The organism is Rhodanobacter sp. UC4443_H10, assembly GCF_052978325.1.
In genome coordinates this window covers 3,791,168-3,814,975 of the sequence record NZ_CM129668.1, presented here as the reverse complement: position 1 = coordinate 3,814,975, position 23,808 = coordinate 3,791,168, and the positions used below count along the sequence as shown (strand labels likewise).

At 66.5% G+C, this 23,808-nt stretch carries 22 protein-coding genes; 14 read left to right on the top strand and 8 right to left on the bottom strand.

All coding sequences use genetic code 11. The features are described 5' to 3' along the window. Window positions 1–25: 25 nt before the first annotated feature. Window positions 26–1,126 carry an NAD(P) transhydrogenase subunit alpha gene (locus ACVCMB_RS17215; protein ID WP_447105803.1) on the bottom strand — a complete coding sequence of 367 codons (1,101 nt, stop codon included), beginning with the start codon at window positions 1,124–1,126 and terminating at the stop codon, window positions 26–28. 129 nt (window positions 1,127–1,255) lie between these two features. Between ACVCMB_RS17215 and cdd the strand changes: the two genes are divergently transcribed. From cdd to ACVCMB_RS17195, 4 genes are all read left to right on the top strand, one after another. Next, a complete protein-coding gene (cdd, locus tag ACVCMB_RS17210; RefSeq protein WP_447105802.1) occupies window positions 1,256–1,672 on the top strand; it encodes a cytidine deaminase in 417 nt (138 codons plus the stop codon). 72 nt (window positions 1,673–1,744) lie between these two features. After that, window positions 1,745–2,314, top strand: a complete 570-nt coding sequence (locus ACVCMB_RS17205) for a nitroreductase family protein (protein ID WP_447105801.1) — start codon at window positions 1,745–1,747, stop codon at window positions 2,312–2,314. Then, window positions 2,302–3,231, top strand: a complete 930-nt coding sequence (locus ACVCMB_RS17200) for a 5'-3' exonuclease (protein WP_447105800.1) — start codon at window positions 2,302–2,304, stop codon at window positions 3,229–3,231. Before ACVCMB_RS17205 ends, ACVCMB_RS17200 begins: the two co-directional genes overlap by 13 nt. A gap of 68 nt (window positions 3,232–3,299) precedes the next feature. Continuing rightward, the gene (locus ACVCMB_RS17195) at window positions 3,300–3,896 is read left to right on the top strand and encodes an NUDIX hydrolase (protein ID WP_447100719.1); all 597 of its coding nucleotides are present in this window, start codon (window positions 3,300–3,302) and stop codon (window positions 3,894–3,896) included. A 155-nt stretch (window positions 3,897–4,051) separates the two neighbouring features. On the opposite strand, the gene ACVCMB_RS17190 is transcribed toward ACVCMB_RS17195, so the two are convergent. The 6 genes from ACVCMB_RS17190 to rsmD form a co-directional block, all read right to left on the bottom strand. Beyond that, window positions 4,052–5,092: a TMEM43 family protein gene (locus tag ACVCMB_RS17190; protein ID WP_447105799.1), complete on the bottom strand. Its 1,041-nt coding sequence runs from the start codon at window positions 5,090–5,092 to the stop codon at window positions 4,052–4,054. A gap of 64 nt (window positions 5,093–5,156) precedes the next feature. Then, on the bottom strand, window positions 5,157–6,875 hold the full coding sequence (ggt, locus tag ACVCMB_RS17185) for a gamma-glutamyltransferase (RefSeq protein ID WP_447105798.1): 1,719 nt from the start codon (window positions 6,873–6,875) through the stop codon (window positions 5,157–5,159). Next, the gene (locus tag ACVCMB_RS17180) at window positions 6,872–7,132 is read right to left on the bottom strand and encodes a YfhL family 4Fe-4S dicluster ferredoxin (RefSeq protein WP_395117156.1); all 261 of its coding nucleotides are present in this window, start codon (window positions 7,130–7,132) and stop codon (window positions 6,872–6,874) included. Before ACVCMB_RS17180 ends, ggt begins: the two co-directional genes overlap by 4 nt. A gap of 104 nt (window positions 7,133–7,236) precedes the next feature. Further along, window positions 7,237–7,737 carry a hypothetical protein gene (locus ACVCMB_RS17175; RefSeq protein ID WP_395117154.1) on the bottom strand — a complete coding sequence of 167 codons (501 nt, stop codon included), beginning with the start codon at window positions 7,735–7,737 and terminating at the stop codon, window positions 7,237–7,239. Next, window positions 7,730–8,290 (bottom strand): pantetheine-phosphate adenylyltransferase, encoded by a 561-nt coding sequence (coaD, locus tag ACVCMB_RS17170; protein WP_395117152.1) that lies wholly within the window; start codon window positions 8,288–8,290, stop codon window positions 7,730–7,732. Before coaD ends, ACVCMB_RS17175 begins: the two co-directional genes overlap by 8 nt. Window positions 8,291–8,315: 25 nt before the next feature. Next, on the bottom strand, window positions 8,316–8,897 hold the full coding sequence (gene rsmD, locus ACVCMB_RS17165) for a 16S rRNA (guanine(966)-N(2))-methyltransferase RsmD (RefSeq protein ID WP_395117150.1): 582 nt from the start codon (window positions 8,895–8,897) through the stop codon (window positions 8,316–8,318). Between the two features lie 74 nt (window positions 8,898–8,971). Between rsmD and ftsY the strand changes: the two genes are divergently transcribed. Genes ftsY through mutY form a run of 3 tightly spaced genes read left to right on the top strand, consistent with a single transcriptional unit; the run spans window position 8,972 to window position 12,265 of the window. Then, window positions 8,972–10,114: a signal recognition particle-docking protein FtsY gene (gene ftsY / locus ACVCMB_RS17160; RefSeq protein ID WP_395117148.1), complete on the top strand. Its 1,143-nt coding sequence runs from the start codon at window positions 8,972–8,974 to the stop codon at window positions 10,112–10,114. Window positions 10,115–10,137: 23 nt separating this feature from the next. After that, window positions 10,138–11,193, top strand: coding sequence for an AsmA family protein (locus ACVCMB_RS17155; protein WP_447105797.1), 1,056 nt, complete (start codon window positions 10,138–10,140; stop codon window positions 11,191–11,193). Window positions 11,194–11,203: 10 nt separating this feature from the next. Next, entirely contained in the window at window positions 11,204–12,265 is a 1,062-nt protein-coding gene (mutY, locus tag ACVCMB_RS17150) for an A/G-specific adenine glycosylase (protein ID WP_447105796.1), read from the top strand. 192 nt (window positions 12,266–12,457) lie between these two features. Here mutY and ACVCMB_RS17145 read toward each other — a convergent pair whose 3' ends face one another. Continuing rightward, entirely contained in the window at window positions 12,458–14,572 is a 2,115-nt protein-coding gene (locus ACVCMB_RS17145) for a prolyl oligopeptidase family serine peptidase (RefSeq protein ID WP_447105795.1), read from the bottom strand. 765 nt (window positions 14,573–15,337) lie between these two features. Between ACVCMB_RS17145 and ACVCMB_RS17140 the strand changes: the two genes are divergently transcribed. The 7 genes from ACVCMB_RS17140 to ACVCMB_RS17110 all read left to right on the top strand — a co-directional run bounded on the left by ACVCMB_RS17140 (window position 15,338) and on the right by ACVCMB_RS17110 (window position 23,789). Continuing rightward, window positions 15,338–15,778 (top strand): pilin, encoded by a 441-nt coding sequence (locus tag ACVCMB_RS17140; RefSeq protein ID WP_447105794.1) that lies wholly within the window; start codon window positions 15,338–15,340, stop codon window positions 15,776–15,778. A gap of 359 nt (window positions 15,779–16,137) precedes the next feature. After that, entirely contained in the window at window positions 16,138–16,566 is a 429-nt protein-coding gene (locus ACVCMB_RS17135; RefSeq protein WP_447105793.1) for a pilin, read from the top strand. 64 nt (window positions 16,567–16,630) lie between these two features. Then, window positions 16,631–18,682, top strand: coding sequence for a tetratricopeptide repeat protein (locus ACVCMB_RS17130; protein ID WP_447105792.1), 2,052 nt, complete (start codon window positions 16,631–16,633; stop codon window positions 18,680–18,682). Next, the gene (locus tag ACVCMB_RS17125) at window positions 18,679–20,697 is read left to right on the top strand and encodes a hypothetical protein (RefSeq protein WP_447107193.1); all 2,019 of its coding nucleotides are present in this window, start codon (window positions 18,679–18,681) and stop codon (window positions 20,695–20,697) included. Before ACVCMB_RS17130 ends, ACVCMB_RS17125 begins: the two co-directional genes overlap by 4 nt. Then, on the top strand, window positions 20,694–21,854 hold the full coding sequence (locus ACVCMB_RS17120; protein ID WP_447105791.1) for a glycosyltransferase family 4 protein: 1,161 nt from the start codon (window positions 20,694–20,696) through the stop codon (window positions 21,852–21,854). The genes ACVCMB_RS17125 and ACVCMB_RS17120 overlap by 4 nt, the downstream gene beginning before the upstream one ends. Then, window positions 21,847–22,773 (top strand): NAD-dependent epimerase/dehydratase family protein, encoded by a 927-nt coding sequence (locus tag ACVCMB_RS17115; RefSeq protein WP_447105790.1) that lies wholly within the window; start codon window positions 21,847–21,849, stop codon window positions 22,771–22,773. Before ACVCMB_RS17120 ends, ACVCMB_RS17115 begins: the two co-directional genes overlap by 8 nt. Then, window positions 22,743–23,789 (top strand): glycosyltransferase family 2 protein, encoded by a 1,047-nt coding sequence (locus ACVCMB_RS17110; RefSeq protein WP_447105789.1) that lies wholly within the window; start codon window positions 22,743–22,745, stop codon window positions 23,787–23,789. Before ACVCMB_RS17115 ends, ACVCMB_RS17110 begins: the two co-directional genes overlap by 31 nt. Window positions 23,790–23,808 lie beyond the last annotated feature (19 nt).

Here is a 23,808-nt window from a genome sequence, read left to right as displayed (position 1 = left end):
GCCGGGCCGCGGATGACCGCGGCCATCAGCTCTGGAAGCGGGTCTCCCCGGCGTGCGCCAGGCAGCTCCTGGCGAGCAGCTCGTCGTCGAAATCCGGTTTCAGCGCGCCGTCGTGCAGCAGCAGCTCGACGAAGTTGTACACGTTGCGCGCGTACATCTCCGAGGCATGCAGCGGCGCGCCGGCCGGCAGGTTCAGCGGCCCGATGATCGTCACGCCGCCATGCTCGACGTGCTCGCCGGGACGGGTCAGCTCGCAGTTGCCGCCGCCCTCGGCGGCGAGGTCGACGATCAGGGCGCCGGGCTTCATGCCCTCGACCATCGCGGTGGTGAGGATCTTCGGTGCCGGCCGACCCGGCACCGCCGCGGTGCTCACCACCACGTCGAACGACTTCAGGTGATTCGCCAGCGCCTGCTGCTGCGCGGCGCGTTCCTCCGCCGACAGCTCGCGTGCATAGCCGCCACTGCCGGCGGCACTGACACCCAGGTCGAGGAACTTCGCGCCCAGCGATTCCACCTGCTCGCGCGTTTCCGGGCGCACGTCGTAACCCTCGATCTGCGCGCCGAGCCGGCGCGCGGTGGCGATCGCCTGCAGCCCAGCCACGCCGGCGCCGATCACCAGCACCTTCGACGGCCGGATCGTGCCGGCCGCGGTGGTCAGCATCGGAAAGAACTTCGGCGACGCCTCGGCCGCGATCAGCATGGCCCGATAACCGGCCACCGCCGCCTGCGAACTGAGCACGTCCATCGCCTGCGCACGCGTGGTGCGCGGCAGCAGCTCCAGCGAGAACGCGGTCAGCTTGCGCGCGGCCAGCGCGGCGATGCGCTCGGCGGCGCCGTACGGCCGCAACTGGCCGACGACCACGCTGCCCTCGCGCAGGCTGGAGAACACCGCGTCCTCGGGCGGCAACACGCACGCCAGCACGTCGGCCTGCGCCAGCACGTCGCTGGCATCGGCAAACTCGGCGTCGGCATAGGCCTGGTCGGGAAAGCCGGCCGCGCGCCCGGCGTCGTGCTCCAGCAGCACGCGCAGCCCCTTGCCGCGCAGCTTCTTGGCCATCTCCGGGGTGATCGCCACGCGCCGCTCACCGGCGGCAGTCTCTCGCAAGGCGGCAATGGTGACAGGCATGGTGCGATCCCCGTGGAATGTTCCTGCCATCTTAGCGGCAGTTGGCTTTGATCCGGGCGCGCGCACGAGAGTAAGCTGGCCCGCCGGATCGCGCTGCACGCAGCGCCGGGGTCATCGCCGGAGATCACGATGCCCGCAAGCCCCCTCGCCCTGGACGACCTGCTCACGCTGGCGCGCGCCGCGCGCGAACACGCCTACGCGCCGTATTCCCGCTTCCACGTGGGTGCCGCGGTACTGACCCGTGACGGCCGCACGTTCGGCGGGTGCAACGTGGAGAACGCCGCCTACGGCCTGTGCAACTGCGCCGAACGCACGGCCCTGTTCAGTGCGGTCGCCGCCGGTTGCCGACCCGGCGATTTCGCTGCCATCGCGGTGGTCGCCGATACCCCGGAGGCGGTCACGCCCTGCGGCGCCTGCCGCCAGGTGATGGCCGAACTGTGTGACGAGGCTACCCCGGTGCTGCTGGCCAACCTCACCGGCGCCACCCGCGAAACCAGCGTGGCCGCGCTGCTGCCCGGCTCGTTCAAGCTGCCGCAGGCAAACTGAGCGGCGCCGGGAGTTCGCACGCCGGCGACCCGCCCGCTAGCATGGGCCGTCCCTACTTCGTCGAACCGATCCATGGCCAACCCGCTCTCCCTGCTGCAGCAACGCCACTCCGTGCCCGCACGCCAGCTCGGCGAGCCGGCGCCGGATGACGCCACGCTGCACACCCTGCTCGAAGCGGCCATCCGCGTGCCCGATCACGGCAAGCTGGTGCCGTTCCGGCTGATTCTGCTGCGCGACGAGGCCAAGCTGGCGTTCGGCGAACAGGTGACCGCGATCGGTATCCGCAACAACCCGGCGATGATCGGCGCCAAGCTGGAGAAGGAGCGCCACCGCTACACGTTCGCGCCGCTGGTGGTGGCCGTGGTCGCGCGCATCGACCCCGACAGCAAGGTGCCGGAAATCGAGCAGAAGCTGTGCACCGGCAACGTGGCCTACAACATCCTGCTCGGTGCCTTCGCGCTTGGCTACGGCGCGCAATGGCTGACCGGCTGGGCCGCCTACGACCGCGAAGTCGCCGCACTGCTGGGCCTGGACGCCGACGAGCACGTGGTCGGCTTCGTCCACCTGGGCACGCCGCAGGTCGAGGTTCCCGACCGCGACCGACCGGCGCTGGCCGACCTGCTCACCACATGGACGCCATGACCAGCTCGCCAGACGGACGTCCGGACGTCCATCTTCCCGCTGCCCATCTCGTCGACGGCAGCCTGTACGTGTTCCGCGCCTGGCACTCGATGCCGGACGAGTTCCACGACGTCGACGGTCATCCGGTAAACGCCGTGCACGGCTATGCGCGCTTCCTGTGCGAGCTGCTGGAGCGGGCGCGACCGGAGCATGTCGCGGTGGCGTTCGACGCCTCGCTGACCAGCTCGTTCCGCAACACGATCTACCCGGCCTACAAGGCCAACCGCGAGCTGCCGCCGCCGGACCTGGAACGGCAGTTCGTGCAGTGCCGGGCGCTCACCGAAGCGCTCGGCGTGCACCTGATGATCGACCACGAATACGAGGCCGACGACCTGATCGGCAGCACGGTGTGGAACCTGCGCGCGCTGGGTTGGCGCAGCGTGATCGTGTCGGCGGACAAGGACTTCGGCCAACTCCTGGGCGAGCACGACGAGCAGTGGGATTACGCCCGCAACCTGCGCTGGGGGCCGGCCGGCGTCCACGACAAGCTTGGCGTGCATCCGCACCAGGTCGCCGACTATCTAGCGCTGTGCGGCGACGCGGTGGACAACATCCCCGGCGTGCCCGGCATCGGCGCCAAGACCGCCGCGGCCCTGCTCGCCCACTTCGGCAGCCTGGATGCCCTGCTCGAACGCATCGACGAAGTGGCCTTCCTGCGCCTTCGTGGCGCGGCCAGTTGCGCGGCGCGGCTGCGCCAGCATGCCGAGCAGGCACGCATGTGCCGCCGGCTGACCCGGATCGCGCTGGACGCTCCCGGCGCCGGCGAAGTCGACCTCCTGCAGCGCCGGCCTCGCCCGGTCGATCAGCTCGATGCGTTGTGCGAGCAGTTGCGCTTCGGCCCGCTGACCCGCAGCCGCCTGCGCGCGCTGGCGATCTGAGCTGATCGCTTGTCGCGGCACGCCCGACGGGCCACCATGGATGTTTCAGCCCGGACCTGCGAGCACCGATGAACGACACCGCCCACCCCATTCCCGCCGACGCCGGCGCACCGGTGGAAACCCTGTACGAGGGTCGCTGGCTGAGTCTGCGCAAACGCGGCCGCTGGGAGTACGCCGAGCGCAACAACCCGGCGGGCGCGGTGATCATCGTGGCGGTGACTCCGGAAGACCGCGTGCTGTTCGTCGAGCAGTACCGCGTGTCGATCCTGCAGAACACGATCGAGATGCCGGCCGGCCTGGTCGGCGACCTGGCCGACCAGGCCGACGAAAGCGCGCTGGTGGCGGCGCAACGTGAACTGGAGGAGGAGACCGGCTACCGCTGCGCCAGCGTGGAGTTCATCCACCGCGGCCCGTCGTCGTCGGGCATGAGCACCGAGATGATCGCCTTCGTGCGCGCGCGCGACCTGCAGAAGATCGGCCCTGGTGGCGGCGACGAGACGGAGAACATCGTGGTGCACGAGGTGCCGCGGCGCGAGGCCGGCGCCTGGCTGTTCGCGCGCGCGGCCGAGGGCTACTCGATCGACCCGAAGCTGTTCGCGGGGCTGTGGTTCATCGAGCACGACGGTGCGGAAAGGCAGTCCGTGATGCCCGACCGCTCGCGCTGAGCGTAGCCCGCGCAGCGGGCGGAGTCGAAGCGGCGCCTATCGGGAAGCCCGTCGCCGGCGTGCCTTTCGACTTCCTCGCTCCTCAGGACTGTGGCTGTCCATGGCCATTCTCCGCGTGCGGCCTTCGGCCTGCGCCCAGGGTGAACGGGTCCAAGTCAGTGATCTTGCCGGCGCAGACACCAGACCGACAGCGCCACGCCGACCAGGGTCACCACCACCCAGCCGCCCAGCACGTGGGCGTTCTCGCCCCCCAGCCACAACACGCTGGCGACGGCGCCCACGCCGATCGAACCCAGGCCCAGCGCCAGCAGCGGGTCACGGCGGCGCCCCTGGGCCGCGAGCAGCGCCAGTGCGCCCAGCGCCGCCAGCAGCACGGAGAGAACCCGCCACAGCGTCACGTACTGCGGCGGCACCGGCAGGTCGGGAAACAGCGCCAGCAAGGGCACGTCACCGACCTGCACCTGGTAGCCCTTGCCATCGGGAGCATCGGCGGCCGCTTCCAGCCGAGCGCCATCCAGGCGTGCCACGATGGTGACCTGCTGCAGCGGCACGGCGCTCCAGCTCACCCGCAGGTCGCCCAGGCGCGGATCGCCAGGATGGGCGCTGGTCACCAGGTAATCCTGATAACGGCTGAAGGTGACGGCAAGGTTCTGCGGCAGCGCCGCCGGGTCGGGTTCGATCAGTTCCGAACCGGGCAAGGCGTGCACCAGCACGCGGCCGAGCCTGAAGCCGCCCATCTGCACCAGTCCGGCGTCGAACTGCTTGCTTTCGATCGGGAAACGACCGGGATTGACGTGCCCGCGAACGTCGCGGAACCGACTGGAATCCACCGGCTGGTCGACCCAGTCCAGTTCGTAGTGGACGCTGCCGCCGATGCTGATCTCCCGCCACTGGAACATCTCGACACGCCGCACCAGCACGGGTGTATTCGCGGTCTGGTTGAACTCCGGGTCGTGCGGCGCCTCGACCACGCGTGGCGTCCCGGCCAGGCGTGCCATGTAGCCGTGCTGGCCGGGTTGCGGCAGCGCATCCGCGCCCAGTTCGATCGCCTCGCCGCCGTGCCGGACGGAGGCCTGGCGGAAATCGATCAGGCTGCTGGCGTTGAGCGCCTCCAGGCCGATGCCGGCGATCACCAGCAGGGCGCCGATGACGTTCAATGCCAGCAGGCGCCAGGACATGCCCTTGCCCAGCTCCATCAGGCGCACCGCACCGGCGGCGACGGGCAGGCGGGATGCAAGGCGGAATGCTCCATGCCGGCGCCTACTGCACTTGGCCCAGGCCCGACGGTCGGCGCGGGTCGCTGGCGGCGTCGAGCTGGTTGGTCTTGCGATCCCAGGTGACCACGTTCATGAACCCCCACGGCTCGCGCTGTTTCAGGACGTAGCCCATTTTCGTCAAGGCCGCCTCGGTGCCCGCATCGAATGCCTGCGGCTCGGTCATGACCACGTCGGGCAGGTACTGATGGTGGAAGCGCTTGTGCGCCACGATCTGCTGCGCGCCCTGCCCGTCGATGAAATGCAGGATGCCTTCGAGCACCTGGGTGATGATGGTGGAGCCGCCGGGCGAGCCGATCACCATGGTGCGCTCCGGCCCGATCACGATGCTGGGCGACATCGACGACAGCATGCGCTTGCCGCCCACCGGCGCATTTGCCTTGCTCCCGAGCAGACCGTAGACGTTCGGCTTGTTCGGCACCAGCGCGAAGTCGTCCATCTCGTTGTTGAGCAGCACCCCGGTGCCGGCGGCGACGAACTTAGAGCCCAACGTGGTGTTGACGGTGAGCGTCACCGCGGCCATGTTGCCGTCGGCGTCGATGATGGAGAAATGCGTGGTGTGCATGCCCGCATCGGCCGGCTCGGCGCGCGGCAGCATCGAGGAGGGCGTCGCGCGGTCGGGCAGGATGCTCTGGCGCAGGCCGTCGGCGTAGTACGGCGACAGCAGCATGTCCAGCGGCATCTTCACGAAATCCGGGTCGCCCAGGTAATCGTTGTGGTCGCGGAACGCCCGCCGCATCGCCTCGACGACGTAATGCACGCGCGTGGCGGCATCCATCTTCGTCAGGTCGTAGCCGGACAGGATGTTGAGGATCTCGGCGATCGCCACGCCGCCGGAAGACGGCGGCGGCGCGGTGATGACCTGGTAGCCGCGGTAGTCGACGCTGATCGGCGTGCGCTCTTTCGCCCGGTACGCGGCCAGGTCGGCCAGCGTCCAGTTGCCGCCGGCCGCGCGCACCGCGTCGACCAGCTTGCGCGCGGTCTCGCCGCGATAGAAACCATCGTGGCCCTCGCGCGCGAGCGCCTCCAGCGTGCGGGCCTGGTCCGGATCGCGCCAGGTGGCGCCCTCGGCCGGCGGCTGCCCGTTCACCAGGTACTTCGCGGCCGAGGCGGGCCAGCGCGCGAGCAATTTCTGCTCGGAGACGATCGCGCCATGCAGGCGCGGATCGGGAACGAAGCCGTCGCGCGCGATGCGGATCGCCGGCGCCAGCGACTGCTGCAGCGACAACCGCCCGTAATCCTTCGCGAGCAGCGCCAGCCCGGCCGGCTCGCCGGGGATGCCGGCGGACAGCGGGCCGGTCAATGCGGTATCGCGGTTGGGACTGCCGTCGGGTTTCAGGTAATCCTTCGGATCGACTGCCGCCGGCGCCGTCTCGCGGGCGTCGATGAACACGTTGCGGCCATCGCTGGCGCGGTGCAGCACGGCCATGAAACCGCCGCCGATGCCCGAGCTCTCCGGTTCCACCACCGACAACGTGGAAGCCACCGCCACCGCCGCATCGAACGCGTTGCCGCCCTTGCGCAACACCTCCAGGCCGGCGCGCGTGGCCAGGAAATTCGCGCTGGCGATCGCCGCATGGCCCGGCCGCTGCGCGGCGGGCGCGGCCGGCGGCGCCTGCTTCGCCGAAGCCGCCGGCGCAAGGCCGGCGGTACCGCTCAGCAACAGACCCAGCGCCAGCGCGCGCCAATCGAAGGAGATGCTCATGCCACGGACTCCTTGCTCATCAGGTGTCGATACTTCAACTCAAGCTGGGCCGGAGATTCGACATGGTCGGGGTCGCCGATGATGCACTCCACCGGGCACACCTCCACGCACTGCGGCTCGTCGTGATGGCCCACGCACTCGGTGCACAGCGCCGGGTCGATCACGTAGTACTCCTCGCCCAGCGAAATTGCCTGATTGGGGCACGCCGGTACGCAAACGTCGCAATTGACGCAGGAGTCGAGGATCTTGAGCGACATGAGGGCAAGCCAGGAGTGAGTGAAGAGGAGTGCGAAACGAGAGAAGGCAGGACCTCGCCATGCTCTCTCTCATTTCTCACTCCTCGCTTCTCACTCCCGCCTCATCACATTTCGACGAAACGGAATGTCGCCCCGGTGGGCTTCAGCGCGTCGGTCACTTTCTGCTCGTCGGCCTTGTCGCCGATGAACACCACGATCACGTCCTTGAACGAGCCGGGGTTGGCGTTCTTGAACGCGTCGATCACGAACTCGGAAGTCGCCGCGGAACTGGGGCCGCCGAAGGCAAGCAGGTTGCCCGGCAGCACGCCGCGGGCGACGGTGTCCTGCACGCCCTGCAACTGCCGCGCGTTCTGCGCCTGCTGGTCCTCGGTCAGGCCGGGGGTGACCATGTAGGCATACGGCTGCGGCGCCTTCATGCCCTGCAGGTTGGCCTGCACCAACTGGCCGAGATAGGCATTCCAGCCCTTGGCGTCATTGACGTCGGTGGGCTTGGGCGCCTTCTGCACCTGTTCCTGGGCCTGCTGGTCGTCGCCCTGCTTGTTGCAGGCACTCAGGCCCAGGCAAGCGCTCAGCGCGACAACCGCAATGAGAACGAATTTACGCATGGTCATCACCTTCTGCTTCGGGTTGCTGGTTGGATGGATGAAGCGACTTCTGCCAGCGCTGGCGCATCGCCTGTTGCACGGCCGGATGCACGAAGCCGGAGATGTCCCCGCCGAGGCGGCCGATTTCGCGCACCAGTGACGAGGAGATGAAACTGTATTCTTCGGCCGGCGTCAGGAACAAGGTCTCCGCCTGCGGGATCAGATGCCGATTCATGCTGGCCAGCTGGAATTCGTACTCGAAATCCGACACCGCCCGCAGCCCGCGGATGATCACCCCGGCACCCACCTGCCCGATGAAGGTCGCCAGCAGGCAATCGAAGCCGCGCACCTCCACGTTGGGCAGGTCGGCCAGCGCCAGCCGCGCCAGCGCCACCCGCTCGCCGATGCTGAAGTGCGGCCCCTTGGTGGAACTGTCCGCCACTGCCACGATCACCCGGTCAAACAGCGACGCGGCGCGCGTCACCAGATCGGCGTGGCCGTTGGTGATCGGGTCGAAGGTGCCCGGATAGATGGCCAGGCGGGGATTCCCCAGATTTTTTCTCACGGAAGGCATGCAGTCGCCGACGACGGTGTGACCCTTAGCTTAACGGAAGCGAACGCCGATAGAGCGCAAAACGTACCTCGCCGGCCTGTCCCTCGCGATGCAACGACCAGTTCGGCGGCAGCCCGGGGACGCCGGCGCGGGGCGATTCGACGTAGATCAGCGCCTGCGCCGCCAGCCAGCCGCCCGCTTCCAACTGCGCGGCCAACGGTGCCCACAGGTCGAGCGCGAACGGCGGGTCGAGGAAGACCAGATCGCAAGGCTGCGCCGGACCGCGCAGGAAAGTCGCCGCCTCCGCGGTGGTGACCACCGCGGACATCAGCTTGAGCCGCGCCAGGTTCGCGCGCAGCGCCTGCGCCGCCTGCGCGTCGCGCTCGACGAACTGCACGCTGGCTGCGCCGCGCGAATACGCCTCGATGCCCAGCGCGCCGGTGCCGGCGCACAGGTCCAGGCAGCGCGCACCGGCGATCATCGGCGCCAGCCAATTGAACACGGTCTCGCGCACGCGCGCCGGGGTCGGCCGCAAGCCGGGCAGTTCCGGCACCCGCAGGCGCGAATTGCGCAGGTTGCCGCCGATGATGCGCACCTGGCCAGGCGACGGTTTTCGCCCGCCACTCACGCGCGCGGGCCCTCAGCTGGGAGTACGGGTCGGGGTGTTAGCATGCCGGCCATTGTCTTTGAATCGCCCCGGCCATGCTCAAGTTCTGGAAGAAAAAATCCGCCGAGACGGATGCCCACGGCAAGGAAGTGCCGCCTGCCGCGCCGGATGCGGCGGTCGACGCGGGCCTGCCGGAAGCCGTGGCATCGGGCCTGCGCGAGGCGCTGGCGGAAATGCCCTCGGCCGAGGACACCCGCCGCGACACCGAGCGCTTCGTGGCGCCGGCGGAAGAACCCGCCCAAGCGCCGCCGAAGCGCAGTTGGCGCGAACGCCTGTCCGGCAGCGTGTTTTCGCGCAGCCTCGGTTCGCTGTTCGTGCGCAACCCGAAGCTCGACGACGACCTGCTCGACGAGCTGGAAACCGTGCTGATCACCGCCGATGTCGGCGTCGAAGCCAGCAGCGCGCTGGTCGATGGCCTGCGCAAGCGCATGCACAAACGCGAGTTCGCCGACGCCGCGGCCTTGCTGGCGGCCTTGCGCCAGGCGCTGATCGAGCTGCTCAAGCCGGTCGAGCAGCCGCTGGACGTACGCGGCAGACAACCCTTCGTGGTGCTGGTCGTGGGCATCAACGGCGCCGGCAAGACCACCACCATCGGCAAGCTGGCCCGCAGGTGGCGCGACGAAAAGCATGCGGTGATGCTGGCTGCCGGCGACACCTTCCGCGCCGCCGCGGTCGAACAACTCAAGACCTGGGGCGAGCGCAACGCGGTGCCGGTGATCTCGCAAGGCCAGGACGCCGATTCGGCCAGCGTGATCTTCGACGCCCTGCAGGCCGCGCGTTCGCGCCACATGGATGTGCTGATCGCCGACACCGCCGGACGGCTGCACACCCAGGGTGGCCTGATGGACGAACTGGGCAAGATCGCCCGCGTGCTGAAGAAACTCGACGCCGACGCACCGCATGAAGTGCTGATGGTGATCGACGGCACCACCGGACAGAACGCGGTCAACCAGGTGCGCCAGTTCCGCCAGATCGTGGGCGTCACCGGCCTGGTGGTGACCAAGCTCGACGGCACCGCGAAGGGCGGCGTGGTGTTTGCGCTGGCGCGCGAGTTCGGCCTGCCGATCCGTTTCGTGGGCCTGGGCGAAAGCGCCACCGACCTGCGCGCGTTCGAGGCCGAAGCCTTCGTCGACGGCCTGCTGCCCGCCAATCTCGGCCAGGTTCGAGACCATGGCTGACGCCGGCTGGCGGGGCTGATCCGGTGTCGCGCCGACTGCGCCTGATCGCAACGGTGCTCGGCGGTGTGGTCGTGGCGGCCACGCTCGTCGTGGTGGCCGCCGTTTACCTGCTGCTGCAGCCCGACCGCTTCACCGCCATGCTGCAGAGCCAGGCGCGCGCCGCCGGGCTGGAGTTGAACCTGGCCAGCCCCGCCAGCCCCAGCCTGTTCCCGCGGCCGGCGCTGGACCTGCGTGGCATCACGCTCAACGCCCAAGGCGCCAGCGCACCGATCCTGCTCGCCGCGCGCGGCCGGCTGGTGCTGCCGTGGCACACCCTGTTCGGCGGGCCCGCCGTGATCTCGCAACTGGAGATCGACTCGCCGCGCGTCGACCTCGATGCCCTGCAGGCATGGATGGCCGCGCTGCCGGCGCAGACACAGCAGGCGCCGCTCAACATCCCGCGCATCGACACCGGCGTGGAAATCACCCACGGCAGCGTGGTGCGCGGCAATGAAGTCTTGCTGGACAACGTCTCGATCAGGGCCGGCAGCCTCGTTTCCGGGCAGCCGTTTCCGCTCAGCATCAACGCCTTCGTCGCCGGCAAGCCGTGGCAGCTGCACCTGTCGGCGACGCCGCGCATCCAGGGCAACGCCCTGCAACTGGACAACATCAGCCTGCACCTGGCGCAGGAAGGTGCGGTGACGCTGGCGCTGAACGGCCGCGCGCACTGGCACGGCGCAGCCGATGCCGCGGCCAGCCTGGCCGGCAAGCTCGACCGCACCGGCGCGGGCCAGTACGACCTGTCACTGACGCTCACGCCCGCCAACCAGGACAACCCGCTGCTGCTGGCGCTGAAACTCGACGGCCCCGGCAACCACGCCGACCTGCGCTTGCCGCCGCTGGGACTGGCGCGCTGGTGGGGTCGCCTGGGCGATCCGCAGGCACCGCAACTCGGTGTGCCGCCCGGCAGCGGACACGCCGAGTTCGACAGCATCGACGCCGGTGGCGTGCACGTGGAAGGGCTGACCCTGCGGGCCGGCGACAACGTGCCGGCGACCGTATCCAGCAGCGCGACGCCTGCCGCCGCGACCGCGAAGTAGATCAGGGTCCATGGCGAATACCGACGTGGCCGCACGCCTGCTGCGCTGGTTCGACCGGCACGGCCGCAAGGATCTGCCGTGGCAGTCGGAGACTTCGCCGGGCCAGCGCGACGCCTACCGCGTGTGGCTGTCCGAAGTGATGCTGCAACAGACCCAGGTCGCCACCGTGCTTGCCTACTTCGAGCGCTTCGTGGCCGCCCTGCCGACCTTGCGCGACCTGGCCAACGCCGACGAGGACACCGTGCTCGCGCTGTGGTCGGGCCTCGGCTACTACCGTCGCGCGCGCTTCCTGCATCGCGCCGCGCAGATCTGCGTGGCGCAACACGACAGCGAACTGCCGCGCGACTTCGCCGCCCTCGCCGCCCTGCCCGGCATCGGCCGCTCCACGGCCGGTGCGATCCTGGCGCAGGCGCACGGGCTGCGCTTTCCCATCCTCGACGGCAACGTCAAGCGGGTGCTGACGCGCTACCACGGCGTCCACGGCGACCCCGGCACCGGCGCGGTCGAGAGGCAACTGTGGTTGCATGCCGAGGCGTATACACCCGTGCGCCGCGTGGCCGATTACACCCAGGCCATCATGGATCTCGGCGCCACCCTCTGCGTGCGCAGCAACCCGCGTTGCGATGCCTGTCCGCTGGTGGGCGACTGCATCGCGCTTCGCGACGGCCTCACCACTGAACTGCCCACGCGCAAGGCGGGCAGATCCATTCCCACCCGCGCCACCGTGATGCTGGTGCTGCGCGACAGACAGCAGCGCATCCTGCTGGAGCGGCGCGGCCCCCAGGGCGTGTGGTCAGGCTTGTGGAGCCTGCCCGAAGCCACTGATGCGGACGACGCCTGGCGCGTCGCCCAGCAGCACGCACGCATCGACGACGCGCAGGCGCTCGCACCGTTCACCCACGTGTTCAGCCACTACCGCTTGAACGTCGAACCCCTGCTGTTCGACCAGGCCGCCGCACGACACAAGATTGCCGACGATGCGCAGTTGCGCTGGTGCAGCGCAAGCGACCTGGCGGCCCTCGGCCTGCCCGCCCCCGTACGCAAACTGCTGCTTGAGATCGCCGCAACGTGACAGACTCTCCACCTTCTCCCTGCGGCGACCTCGGGAGTCCCCTTGCGGGTGAGAAGGTGCCCGAAGGGCGGATGAGGGTGCGGGCGGAGCGTGGGGCCTCGTACTCGCCTCGCACCCCAACCCCTCTCACCCGCAAGGGGACTCCTTGCAGTCGCCGACGGGAGAGGGGCCTCCCGGTTCCAGACTCACTCTTCATTTACTGGCCGCCGCGTCCTTCGCCGTCCACTGCTTCAACCAGGCATTCACCGTGTCGTGCCACTGCACGCTGTTGTGCGGCTTCAGCACCCAATGATTCTCGTCGGGGAAAGTGAGAAGTTCGCTGGGGATACCGCGGCGCTGCAGCGCGGTGAAGGCGCCCAGGCCCTGGGTGATCGGGATGCGGAAATCCTTGCCCGAATGCACCACCAGCATCGGCACGCGCCAGTCCTTGACGTGGTCGATCGGGTTGAACTTCTCGTAGTTCTGCGGCACCTCGTACTGCGGGCCGCCGTTCTCGCGCTCTTCGAACCACAGCTCCTCGGTGGCGTAGTACATCATCCGCGCATCGAACACGCCGTCGTGGTCGACCAGGCATTTCCATGGCTGGTTCCACACGCCGGCGATCCAGTACACCATGTAGCCACCGTAGCTGGCGCCCAGCGCGCAGGCGCGCTCGCCGTCAAGGAACTTGTACTTGTCCAGCGCGGCCTTCCAGCCCAGTTTCAGATCCTCCAGCGGCTTGCCGCCCCAGTCGCCGGAAATCGAATCGGTGAACTTCTGGCCGTAGCCGGTGGAACCGTGGAAGTTGATCGTGACCACGGCGAAGCCCTGGCCGGCATAGGTCTGCGGGTTCCAGCGATAGCTCCAGCCATTGCTCATCGCACCCTGCGGGCCGCCGTGGATGATGAAGGCAACCGGGTAGGTCTTGCCCTTCTGGTAGTCGACCGGCTTGACCACGTAGCCCTGCACGGTTTCGTTGTTCCAGCCCGGGAACTGGAAGAATTCGAAGTCGCCGACCCTGGCGTTCTTCAGATCCTCGGCATTGAAATGCGTGACCTGCTTCAGGCCACGCCCATCGGCCTTGGCCAGGTACAAGTCGGCCGGCCGCTTCAGGTCGTCGCGCGCAAACAGGACCTTGCCGGCGGCCAGCGAAAACGCGTTCACGTCACCGGCACCGGACAGGCTGCGCACCTCGCCGTTGGCCGGGTCAATCGCGAACAACGGGTGCTGGCCTTCGTCGTCGGCGGTCGCGTACAAGGTCTTGCCGTCGGCGGAAATCGCCAGGCCGCCGGGCGACCGATCCCAGCGCGGATCGACTTCGTGCCTGGCGCCGGTGGCCAGGTCCATCGCCATGATGGCGAAGCGATCGGCCTCGAAACCGGGGGTCTTCATCGCCAGGTAATAAAGCGTCTTGCCGTCCGGCGAGGGCACCGGGTACGCATCCCAGGCCTTGTTGTCGGCGGTGAGGTTGGCCGGCGCAGTCGAGCCGTCCACCGGCACGCGGTACAAATCGAAATTGGTCGACCACGGCTCGGTGGTGCCGGCGATGCGCACATCGAAATACACGCTCTTGCCGTCCGGCGCGAAGGCGAACTCGCTGGCGTCGCCGAACGGCTTGCTGGGCACGTCGCCATCGATGCCGCGGCTCAGCAGGGTCGGTTCGGCCTGCAGCTGGCCATCGGCGCCGAACGTTCCCACGAACAACTGGTTGCGCCGGCCGTCGGCCCAGGTATCCCAGTGCCGCACGAACAGTTTGTTGTACAAGGTGCCGCTGGCCTTGTCCTTCGCGCGCGCCTCGATGCGCTGCTCGGTGCAGGCCAACGTGGCGCAATCGGTGAACACCTCATAAGAGAGCAACACCTGCTTCCCATCGGGCGACAGCTTGTAATCGACGACATCCAGCGGCGCATGGCTGACCTGCACCGGCGCCGCATGGCTGGAAGGGTTCGCACCCAGATCGACGCGCCACAGCTGCGCCACATCCTTCGCCGGCGCCACGAAGTACAAGCTCTTCCCATCAGCCGACCAGCGCGCCGACGAACCCTTGTCCACCACTTTCACCGGCTGCGCACCCTTGCGCTCCAGGTCCAGCACGTAGATCGCGTTGACACCCTTGTTCGCCGCGTAATCCGTGCTGCGCACGCTGAACGCCGCATGGCGGCCATCCGGCGACAACTGCGGATCGCTGACCCGATCCATCATCACCAGATCGCGCACGTTGAACGCGTGCGAGCCCTGGGCCTTGGCAAAAGTGGTGTCGACGACACCGCCCGCCAGCGCGGGCGAGGCCACCAACGCAAGCAACAGCGCGGCAATCAACGGTTTCATGGAGGGTCCTTGAGTTGTGCGGCGAAACAGCCACGGTAAGGCGCTGCCTCGCAACAGGCAAGTCCGCTGGATGGGCGGCCATTTGAACAGTCGTGCCGCGAACTGCCAGCGAGCGATACCGCGCCCTGTGCGCGAGGCCTTCCGTCACGCTGGCGAAGAGCAACGCGCACAAGGTGTGCTCCTACAAAGGACGACACGGCCGTAGGCGGGCGTTGCTCGCCGGCTTTTGCCCTCTTGTTCGCCGCATGAGATCCGGGTCGAGTTTGTCCTGGAAGGACGCATCCCGACAAGTTGGGCGTACGGGTGTTTGATCGCGTCGACATGTATGCTGAAGAGCTGTTGGCCAATGCCGACCGCGCGCTGGACCACTCGAGATGAGCCGCGCTTCTGCGCGACGACCACCACCGCAACAAGTGCCTGGAAGCGATGGCCCTGCCAACCGAACTGGGCAACGCCATCGCCGCCACACTCGAGGCTCAGCAGTCCGCCAATCCGAGGCATAGTCCGGCCTTTACCGCACGCGCCAACCAAGCCAGTCCACAGGAAATGGCGGGCACAAGGCAAATGCCGCCCACGCTACTTTCAGGATTGCCCGCTTGATGAATCCGCACGAGCGCCGATCGAACCGGCAAAAGGTTGGATTGGAAGCGTGCTCCATAGCACCTCTCGACGGGTCCCCACGAAACCGTGACCGGAAACACATCAGCCCCTTGCCGTCGGTACAAAACGTGCTTCATGTTGGCGACTTCCAGGGGGAATCCACCAATGTCACGCCAGCGCCTGTCCGCGGGTTTCACTTTGATCGAACTGATGATCGTCGTGGCGATCATCGCGATTCTTGCTGCCATCGCCATTCCGGCGTACCAGGACTATCTGATTCGGGCACAGGTCACCGAGGGGATGGTGCTGGCGGGCGGCGCGAAGGCCGCAGAGTGGGACTTTGTATCCAACACAGGACGCTTTCCGACAAGCAATCGCTCCGCAGGTTTAGCCACGAACACCTCGATCACTGGCAGCTATGTATCCAGTGTCGACGTGACCAATGGCGTGATCAAGGTGCTGTTCAATGGTCCCAAGGCGAACGCAAAAATCCGCCCCGCCAGCCAGTACTTCGTGTTGTCACCAATCACTCAAGCCGGCAGCATCACTTGGGCGTGCACGCCAAGCACCATCGACGCGAAATATCTGCCCACTTCGTGCCGCTGAGGTTCGCTGACGTTCCGATCAAGCCGGCGCGTTCAACACGTCCGCACACAAACTGACAAAATGCGTCACTAACTGCCCTCTAGCGCCAATGGCGGGACCGATACTTCAACCACGAGAATGATGATACGAACCCGGCGGCACCCACGCTTGCGGCCATTCGTGACGAGAGGCACAATCCAACAGCTCGCAATATGCGGGAATACACCAGCGGTACAAGTGGCATGCAACCTGCTTCACTTTTCCGCGAGCTTCCTGGTCGTTCCTGACCATTGAGTAAGGGGTCCGATCCTGCCTAGGGGGATCCAGGACTGGGGCTCAGGGGGCATCACCGGTTAGCTAACCAACACAGAGGAACCACCATGAAGAGCATGCAGAAAGGCTTTACCCTGATCGAGCTGATGATCGTGGTCGCGATCATCGCGATCCTCGCCGCCATCGCGATCCCGGCCTACCAGGACTACCTGATTCGTACGCAGGTGTCGGAGGGCGCGGTGTTGACCGACGGTGCCAAGACCGCGTTTGCGGAGTTCTACAGCAACAAGGGCACCATGCCTTCGACGAATGCCTCCGCCGGTCTGGCGACTGATACTTCCATCAGCGGCAAGTACGTGTCCAAAGTCGCAGTGGCAGCCAGCGTCATCACGGCCACCTTCGGCAATGAAGCGAACACCAAGATTGCCTCCAAGACTTTCGTGCTTTCGCCGATCGTCAATGCCGGCTCGCTCGGTTGGACGTGCACCAAGTCGACCGTGGACCCGAAGTATCTGCCCACCTCCTGCCGTCCGTAATTTTCAACGTCTCCGCTATACCGGAAGGCCGCCTCATGGCGGCCTTTCTTTTCGGATCATTACGATGCACGTTCGCTCCGTTTGGGCACCATTGCTGATTGGGTTGATGCTCGTCATGGTTGCCGTGGCGATCTACTCACCCGGTCTCCGCGGAGGCTTTCTATTCGACGACTTCGCCAATCTGCCGGCGCTGGGCGCCACCGGCTCGATCGACACTTGGCCCACCTTCTGGCGCTACATCACCTCCGGGACAGCGGACCCGACCGGCCGGCCGCTCACCCTGCTGACCTTCCTGCTGGACGCGCGCGACTGGCCGGCTGATCCGTTTCCATTCAAGCGCACCAACCTGATTCTGCACCTGATCAACGGCGTGCTGCTCGCGCTGCTGTTGCGTCGACTGGGTCGCTCCGTTTTCAGCGCCGCCGACAAGCGCCGCATTGATCTCGCCGCCGTCATCGGCGCCGGCATCTGGTTGCTGCATCCGCTGCTCGTCTCCACCACGCTCTACATAGTGCAGCGCGAAGCGATGCTGCCGGCGACCTTCACGCTGCTCGGCCTGCTGGCGTGGCTACACGGCCGAACGGCCCTCACGCATGGCACTGTCTGGCGCGGGCTGGCATGGATTGCCGTGGGCCTGGGTGGCTGCACGGTACTCGGCGTGCTGAGCAAGGCCAATGGCATCCTCCTGCCCACGCTGGCCTTGGTGGTGGAACATGTCCTGCTGCGATCGCAGGAGCCTTCCACCAAGCCGCTGGAACAGCACTGGCGACGCATCTACCGCCGCAGCATGTGGCTGTTTGGCTGGTTGCCCACGGCGATCGTGACCGGCTATCTGTTGCACCAGGGATGGAGCGGCATCACCCACGGCATTTCATCAGTGCGCCCGTGGACATTGGGCCAGCGCCTGCTGACCGAGCCGCGCGTGCTGCTGGATTACCTGGACCTGTTGTGGCTGCCGCGACCGTTCACGCCAGGACTGTTCAACGATCACATCCAGGCTTCGACTTCATGGTGGTCCCCGGCGACGACGCTGCCGGCCATCCTCGCTGTCTTCGGCTTGATCGCAGGCGCGTGGCTGTTGCGCCGGCGCTGGCCTGCGCTGGCGCTGGCTGTGCTGTTCTATTTCGTGGGCCAGTCACTGGAGTCCAGCACGATAGCGTTGGAGCTCTATTTCGAGCACCGCAATTACCTGCCTGCGCTGCTGATGTTCTGGCCGTTGGCCCTGTGGCTGTGCGATGTGCGCAGGCATGGAGAGAAATTGCCGGCAACCGGATACTCCGCTGCAGCGTGGTTCACCACCAGCAGCGCAAAACTTGCCCTGGCAGTGTTGATCCTGCTTGGCTTGGGTGCGATGACCTACGCCCGCGCCAGCCTGTGGGGCAACAGCCATGACCAGGCGTTGCTGTGGGCACGCCTCAATCCGGAATCGCCGCGCGCGCAAGCCAATGCTGCCCAGGTCGAGACAATCGCCGGTCTGCCCGAACGTGCCGTGCAGCGATTGCTGCCTGCCCTGGCCAAGGCGCCCGACCAGGTTCAACTGGCGATCAACCTGTTCAGCGCGCAATGCGTGCTGGGCCATGTGGATGAGACAACCCTGGCCGCGTTACGCCATGCGTTGCGCACCACCCGCGACCCCGGTGCCTTGCTGGTGAGCTGGTTCGACCGAACCATGGAACAAGTGGCGCAGCCGCCCTGCCCGCAGTTGAACTACGCCACGCTGGATGGCCTGCTGCAGGCGACGCTGGCCAACCCCCACTTGGCCAACAGCAAGGGGCGTCAGCAAGACATCCATTACCTGTTGGGTCACCTCGCCTTGCTGCAACGCGACGCGAACACCGCGCTGGCGGAGTTCAACCAGGCGCTGGACAGCCAGATGCGCATCGCTGCGGCGCTGAAACAGGCCGCCCTGCTCGGCGCGAGCGGTTTCCCGAAGCTGGGCCTGGCCCATCTCGACCACCTTGTCACGAAACCAGAGAAAAGCGATGAACCCGGGTTCGGCATGCCTCGCGTCCATGCCTGGGTGCTGAAGCGCCAACAGTATTGGCCGAAGGAGTTGGCGCACCTGCGCGCTACACTGCGCGACGACGCCGCCCAACAGTCCCACGCCGCCGAATGAATCAAACTCCCGAGCGCCTGCGCACGCCACTGAAAAACCGCACCGGCTGGTGGCTGCTGCTTGCCGCGTTTGTCGTGACGCTCGCGGTCTACTGGCCGGGCTTGTCCGGCGGCTTCCTGTTCGATGACTACCCCAACATCGTCGACAACCATGGCGTGCAACCGTCCAACGCCAGCTTCTCCTCGCTGGTAGGTGCTGCGCTATCTTCCCCGTCCAGCGAGTTCAAGCGGCCGCTGGCCTCGCTGAGCTTCGCCGCCAACTACCTGGTCAGCGGCCTCGATCCATACTGGATGAAGCTGACCAACCTGGTCATCCATCTGCTCAACGGCCTGCTGGTTTTTCTGCTGTCCCGAAGCCTGCTGCACATTCCCCCCGCAGGAGCCCACGAGCGGGCACCTGCGGGCGCGACAGCCGCGCGGCAACGCCAAGGCATCGTCGCCGCGCTGATCGCCGCCGGCTGGATGTTGTTGCCGATCAACCTCACCGGCGTGCTGTACGTGGTGCAGCGCATGGAGAGCATGGCCAACCTGTTCGTGCTGCTCGGTCTGCTGGGGTACGTCGCGGGTCGCCAGCGCATGCTTGGCGGATCGCTGGCAGATTCCGATTCTTGCCTCGCCCCGTCAGCGGCCCGGGCCAGGCTGTCGCCGGAGATCCGAGGGTTCCTGCTTTGCGTGACCAGCATCGTGGCGTGCACCGGCGTGGGCGTGCTGGCCAAGGAAACCGCGGTGATGCTGCCGCTCTATGCCGTGCTGGTGGAGTGGCTGGTGTTCCGTTTCCGCGCGGCAAATGGCCGTCGCGACCTGCGCCTTGCCGGCCTGTTCGTGGTGGTGTTGCTGATTCCGATGCTGGTAGGGCTGGCCTGGCTGATGCCCGGCATCTTCAACCCCGCCGTGTGGGCGACACGGGATTTTTCGCTGCGCACCCGCCTGCTCAGCGAGGCGCGCATCGTGGTCGATTACATCCGCTGGACGCTGCTGCCCACGCCGGATGCGCTTTCGTTCTACCACGACGACTTCCGCATCTCGACCGGGCTGCTCGCGCCCTGGACAACGTTGGCCAGCATCGTGTTACTTGGCTTGCTGGTCGCCACGATGGTCTGGTTGCGCAAGCGCCTGCCGCTGGCAGCGTTGGGCATCGGGCTTTTTCTCGGCTGCCAATTGCTCACCGGCACAATCCTGCCACTGGAACTGATCTACGAGCACCGCAACTACTTCGCCAGCTTCGGCCTGCTGCTGGCCATCGTGCCCCTGCTGGCGGTTCCTCCCGCAACGACCATGGCGCTGCCGCGATATGCACTGCTGGCCGGCGCCCTGCTGTGCTGGGCCGGCCTGACCGCCCTCACTGCCCATGCATGGGGCAACCCCCTGCGGCTGGCCGAAGACCTTGCGTCCCGCGCGCCGCTGTCGCCGCGTGCCCAGTACGAACTGGGCCGCACCTACATCATCTATTCGCACTACGACCCGGCCTCGCCATTCACCAAGCTGGCCTACGGACCGCTGGAAAGGGCCGCAGCCTTGCCCGAAGCCTCAATCCTCCCCGAGCAAGCGCTGATCTTCATGAACTCGCGCATGCATCTGCCCATCAAGGATGCATGGTGGGACAGCCTGATCGCAAAGCTCAAGACCCACAAACCCGGTGTACAAGACGAAAGCTCGCTCGGGGCGCTGACGCAGTGTGCTCGGGAGCAGCGTTGCGATCTGTCGAAACAGCGCATGGTCGAAGCTTACCTGGCTTCCCTGTCACACCCCGCCCCCAGCGCTCGCCTGCTGGCCACCTATGGAGACTACGCCTGGAATGTCCTTGATGATCACGCCTTGGGGCTGTCCCTGACCCGGGAGGCCGTCGGAGCTTCTCCAAAAGAGGCAGCCTATCGCATCACACTGATTCGAATGTTGATGGCCACAGGTCGCAAAGGCGACGCACTCGCCGAATTGAAGCAGTTGGAGTCGCTGAATTACGGAGGGCGGCTCGACGCTTCCCTTACGCAGCTGCGCGCTTTGCCCGGGTTGCAGTGAACGAAAGCCAGGGTCTCAAAAATATTGTGGATCGCATGCGCGTACTTCTGCTCAGCACTTCCTATCCGCATGATGTCGCAGACTGGCGTGGTGTGTTCGTCAGTCGGATGGTGGACGCCCTGGCGCGGTCGGACGATATACACCTGAGTGTCTGGGCCCCGCCCGGAGAGCTGCCGACACCCGTAACCAGTGCCACGACGCCAGCGGAAAGCGCCTGGCTCGCCGCACTCATGTCAGCGGGCGGCATTTCGCACCTCATGCGCCAGGGCGGTCTGAACTCGCTGCTGGCGCCCTTGAAGCTGCTGCGCATGCTTGCTTCCGCCTATCGCCGGAATACGGACATCGATGTCTACCACGTGAATTGGCTGCAGTGCGCGCTGCCACTTCCGGACAACGGCAAGCCGGCGCTCATCACCGCGTTGGGCAACGATATCAAGCTGCTCCGGTTGCCGTTCGTGCGCCATTTTTTGCGTCGCGCCATGCGCCGTCGCCGGGTCGCCCTCTGTCCGAATGCGGAGTGGATGCAGGCGCCGCTTGAGGCGGCATTCGGCGACATCGCGGAAGTTATCCCGGTGTCGTTCGGGATCGAGGAGCGCTGGTACGCCATCCAGCGGCAGTCCGCCGGATCGCAACCCCGGCGCTGGCTGGTGGTCACGCGTCTCACCGCCGACAAGCTGGGCCCGCTGTTCGAGTGGTCGCGGGGGTGTTTCGCCAACGGCGACCGTGAGCTGCATCTGTTCGGCCCCATGCAGGAAAATATCGCCATCCCCGACTGGGTGCATTACCACGGTGCCGCGTCACCCCATCAATTGGCATCCCAGTGGTTTCCGCAGGCATGCGGGCTCGTCACCCTGAGCCGCCACGCAGAAGGTCGCCCGCAGGTCATGCTCGAGGCGATGGCTGCCGGCCTGCCTATCATCGCGTCCGACATGCCTGCGCACGCCGCCCTTGTCGAATCGGGAAAAACCGGCATTCTGTGCAGCTCGGCCGAAGCCTATCGCCAGGCCCTGGAGCAACTGGAAGAGGACACCACCAACCACCGCTTCGGTGAAGCCGCCAGGCAACGGGCGGCGAACAGGTTCGGCACCTGGGACGACTGTGCCAGACGCTACACCACGATCTACCGCAGATTGCTTGAGGGATCCGTCGATGGATGACCAAGTGTTGGTGGTAGGCGCCGGAGGGTTCGTCGGGCAACACCTGATCCGGGCGCTGTCTTCCCGCGGCAACAAGGTCATCGCCGTCAGTCGCAGGCCCTTCGGTCATGACGTGGCCGGCGTTGAGTCAGTGGTTGGCGCGGCGACCGACCCGCAGCCGTTCGCCGAGTTGCTGGATCGATGCCACACCGTGGTCTACCTGGCTTCCAACTCCACACCCGGCACCTCGAGCGGGCGGCCTCTCGACGAAGTGCGGGGCAACCTGTTGCCGCTAGCCGCGCTGCTTCAGGCGCTGCAGGCAAACCCCTGCGTGAAACTGCTTTACCTGTCCTCGGGTGGCAGCTTGTACGCGGCAAGCTCGACCGATCCATCGACGGAAGCCTCGCCTGTGCAGCCGCGTTCCTACCACGGCGCCGCCAAGGTGGCCGCCGAATGCCTCATCACCGCGTGGTGCCATCAGTACGAGGGCCAGGCCATCCTGCTGCGGCCTTCCAACATCTACGGCCCCGGTCAGCTCGAACGGCCGGGCTTCGGCATCGTGCCGGCCTGCTTCGGCAAGCTGATGCGCGGCGAAACCCTTCCGGTCTGGGGTGACGGTTCGATCGTGCGCGATTACCTGTACATCGACGACTTCGTTGCCCTGTGCACGGCGATACTTTCTTCACCGATGCCCGCTGGCGCGCAGGTATTGAACGCCTCCAGCGGTACCGGCGTCAGCCTGAACGAACTCTTCCACACCATCGAAAAGGTGACCGGCACACCGCTGCTGCGTAGCCATGAACTGGATCGACCCGTGGATGCGCGGCAGATCGTGATGGATTCCACCATGGCGCGAGATCGTTACGGCTGGGTGCCTGCGACCTCACTTGAAGAAGGCCTGCGAAAGACATGGGACTGGTTCAACCGTACCCGGCACTGAACCGTCCGGCGGCCCCGGTCTGTTCGGTCTGCATCGCAAACTACAACGGGGCGGCGATCCTGGACGAATGCATCGCTTCCGTGCTCGCCCAGCGCATCGACGGCGACGTCGAAATCATCGTGCACGACGATGCATCGACCGACGGCTCGATAGCCCTGTTGCGAGAGCGCTATCCGCAGGTCGAGCTGCTGGCCAGCCGGGAGAATGTCGGCTTCTGCGCGGGCAACAACCGCATGGCCAACCACGCCCGCGGCGAATACATCCTGCTGCTCAACAATGACGCCGCGCTGTACCCGGGAGCGCTGGAGACTCTGGTCGGTGCGGCGCGCGCTTCCGGTCGCCCCGGCATCCTCACCTTGCCCCAGTACGACTGGGAAAGCGGCAAGCTGGTCGATCGCGGCTGCCTGCTGGATCCATTCTGCAACCCGATCCCCAACCTGGACCCGAAGCAATATCAGGTTGCATACGTCATAGGTGCGTGCATGTTCCTGCCGCACACGATCTGGAATGATCTGGGTGGATTGCCGGAATGGTTCGGGTCCATCGCCGAGGATATGTACCTATGCGGTCTTGCGAGGTCGCGCGGACTGCCTGTCACAGCTTTGGCGGCAAGCGGCTACCGGCATCGCCAAGGCGCGACTTTCGGTGGAAATCGCGCGGAGTCCGGCATCAACACTTCAATCAAGCGACGTCACCTAAGCGAACGCAACAAGACGCGGGTGCTGATGATTTTCACGCCCGGTTTGCTGATGTGGCCCCTGCTCTTCCTCCACATAGTCGCACTCGCGCTTGAGGGAAGTGCACTGTCCATAGTGCGTGGTGACGCTACCCTTCTTCGTGATGTCTACGGTCCTGCCGTGATGACACCCTTCCGTGAATGGACGATTCTGCGTACTCGCCGTCGCGAGGTTCAGGCAGCTCGCACGATTTCAATTCCGGAATGGTTCTCCACAACGCGATGCCAGCTACGCAAGGTCGTGATGCTGTTGCGCTACGGAGTGCCCAAAGTCCGGTAACGTCGCTGGCAGTGACCAG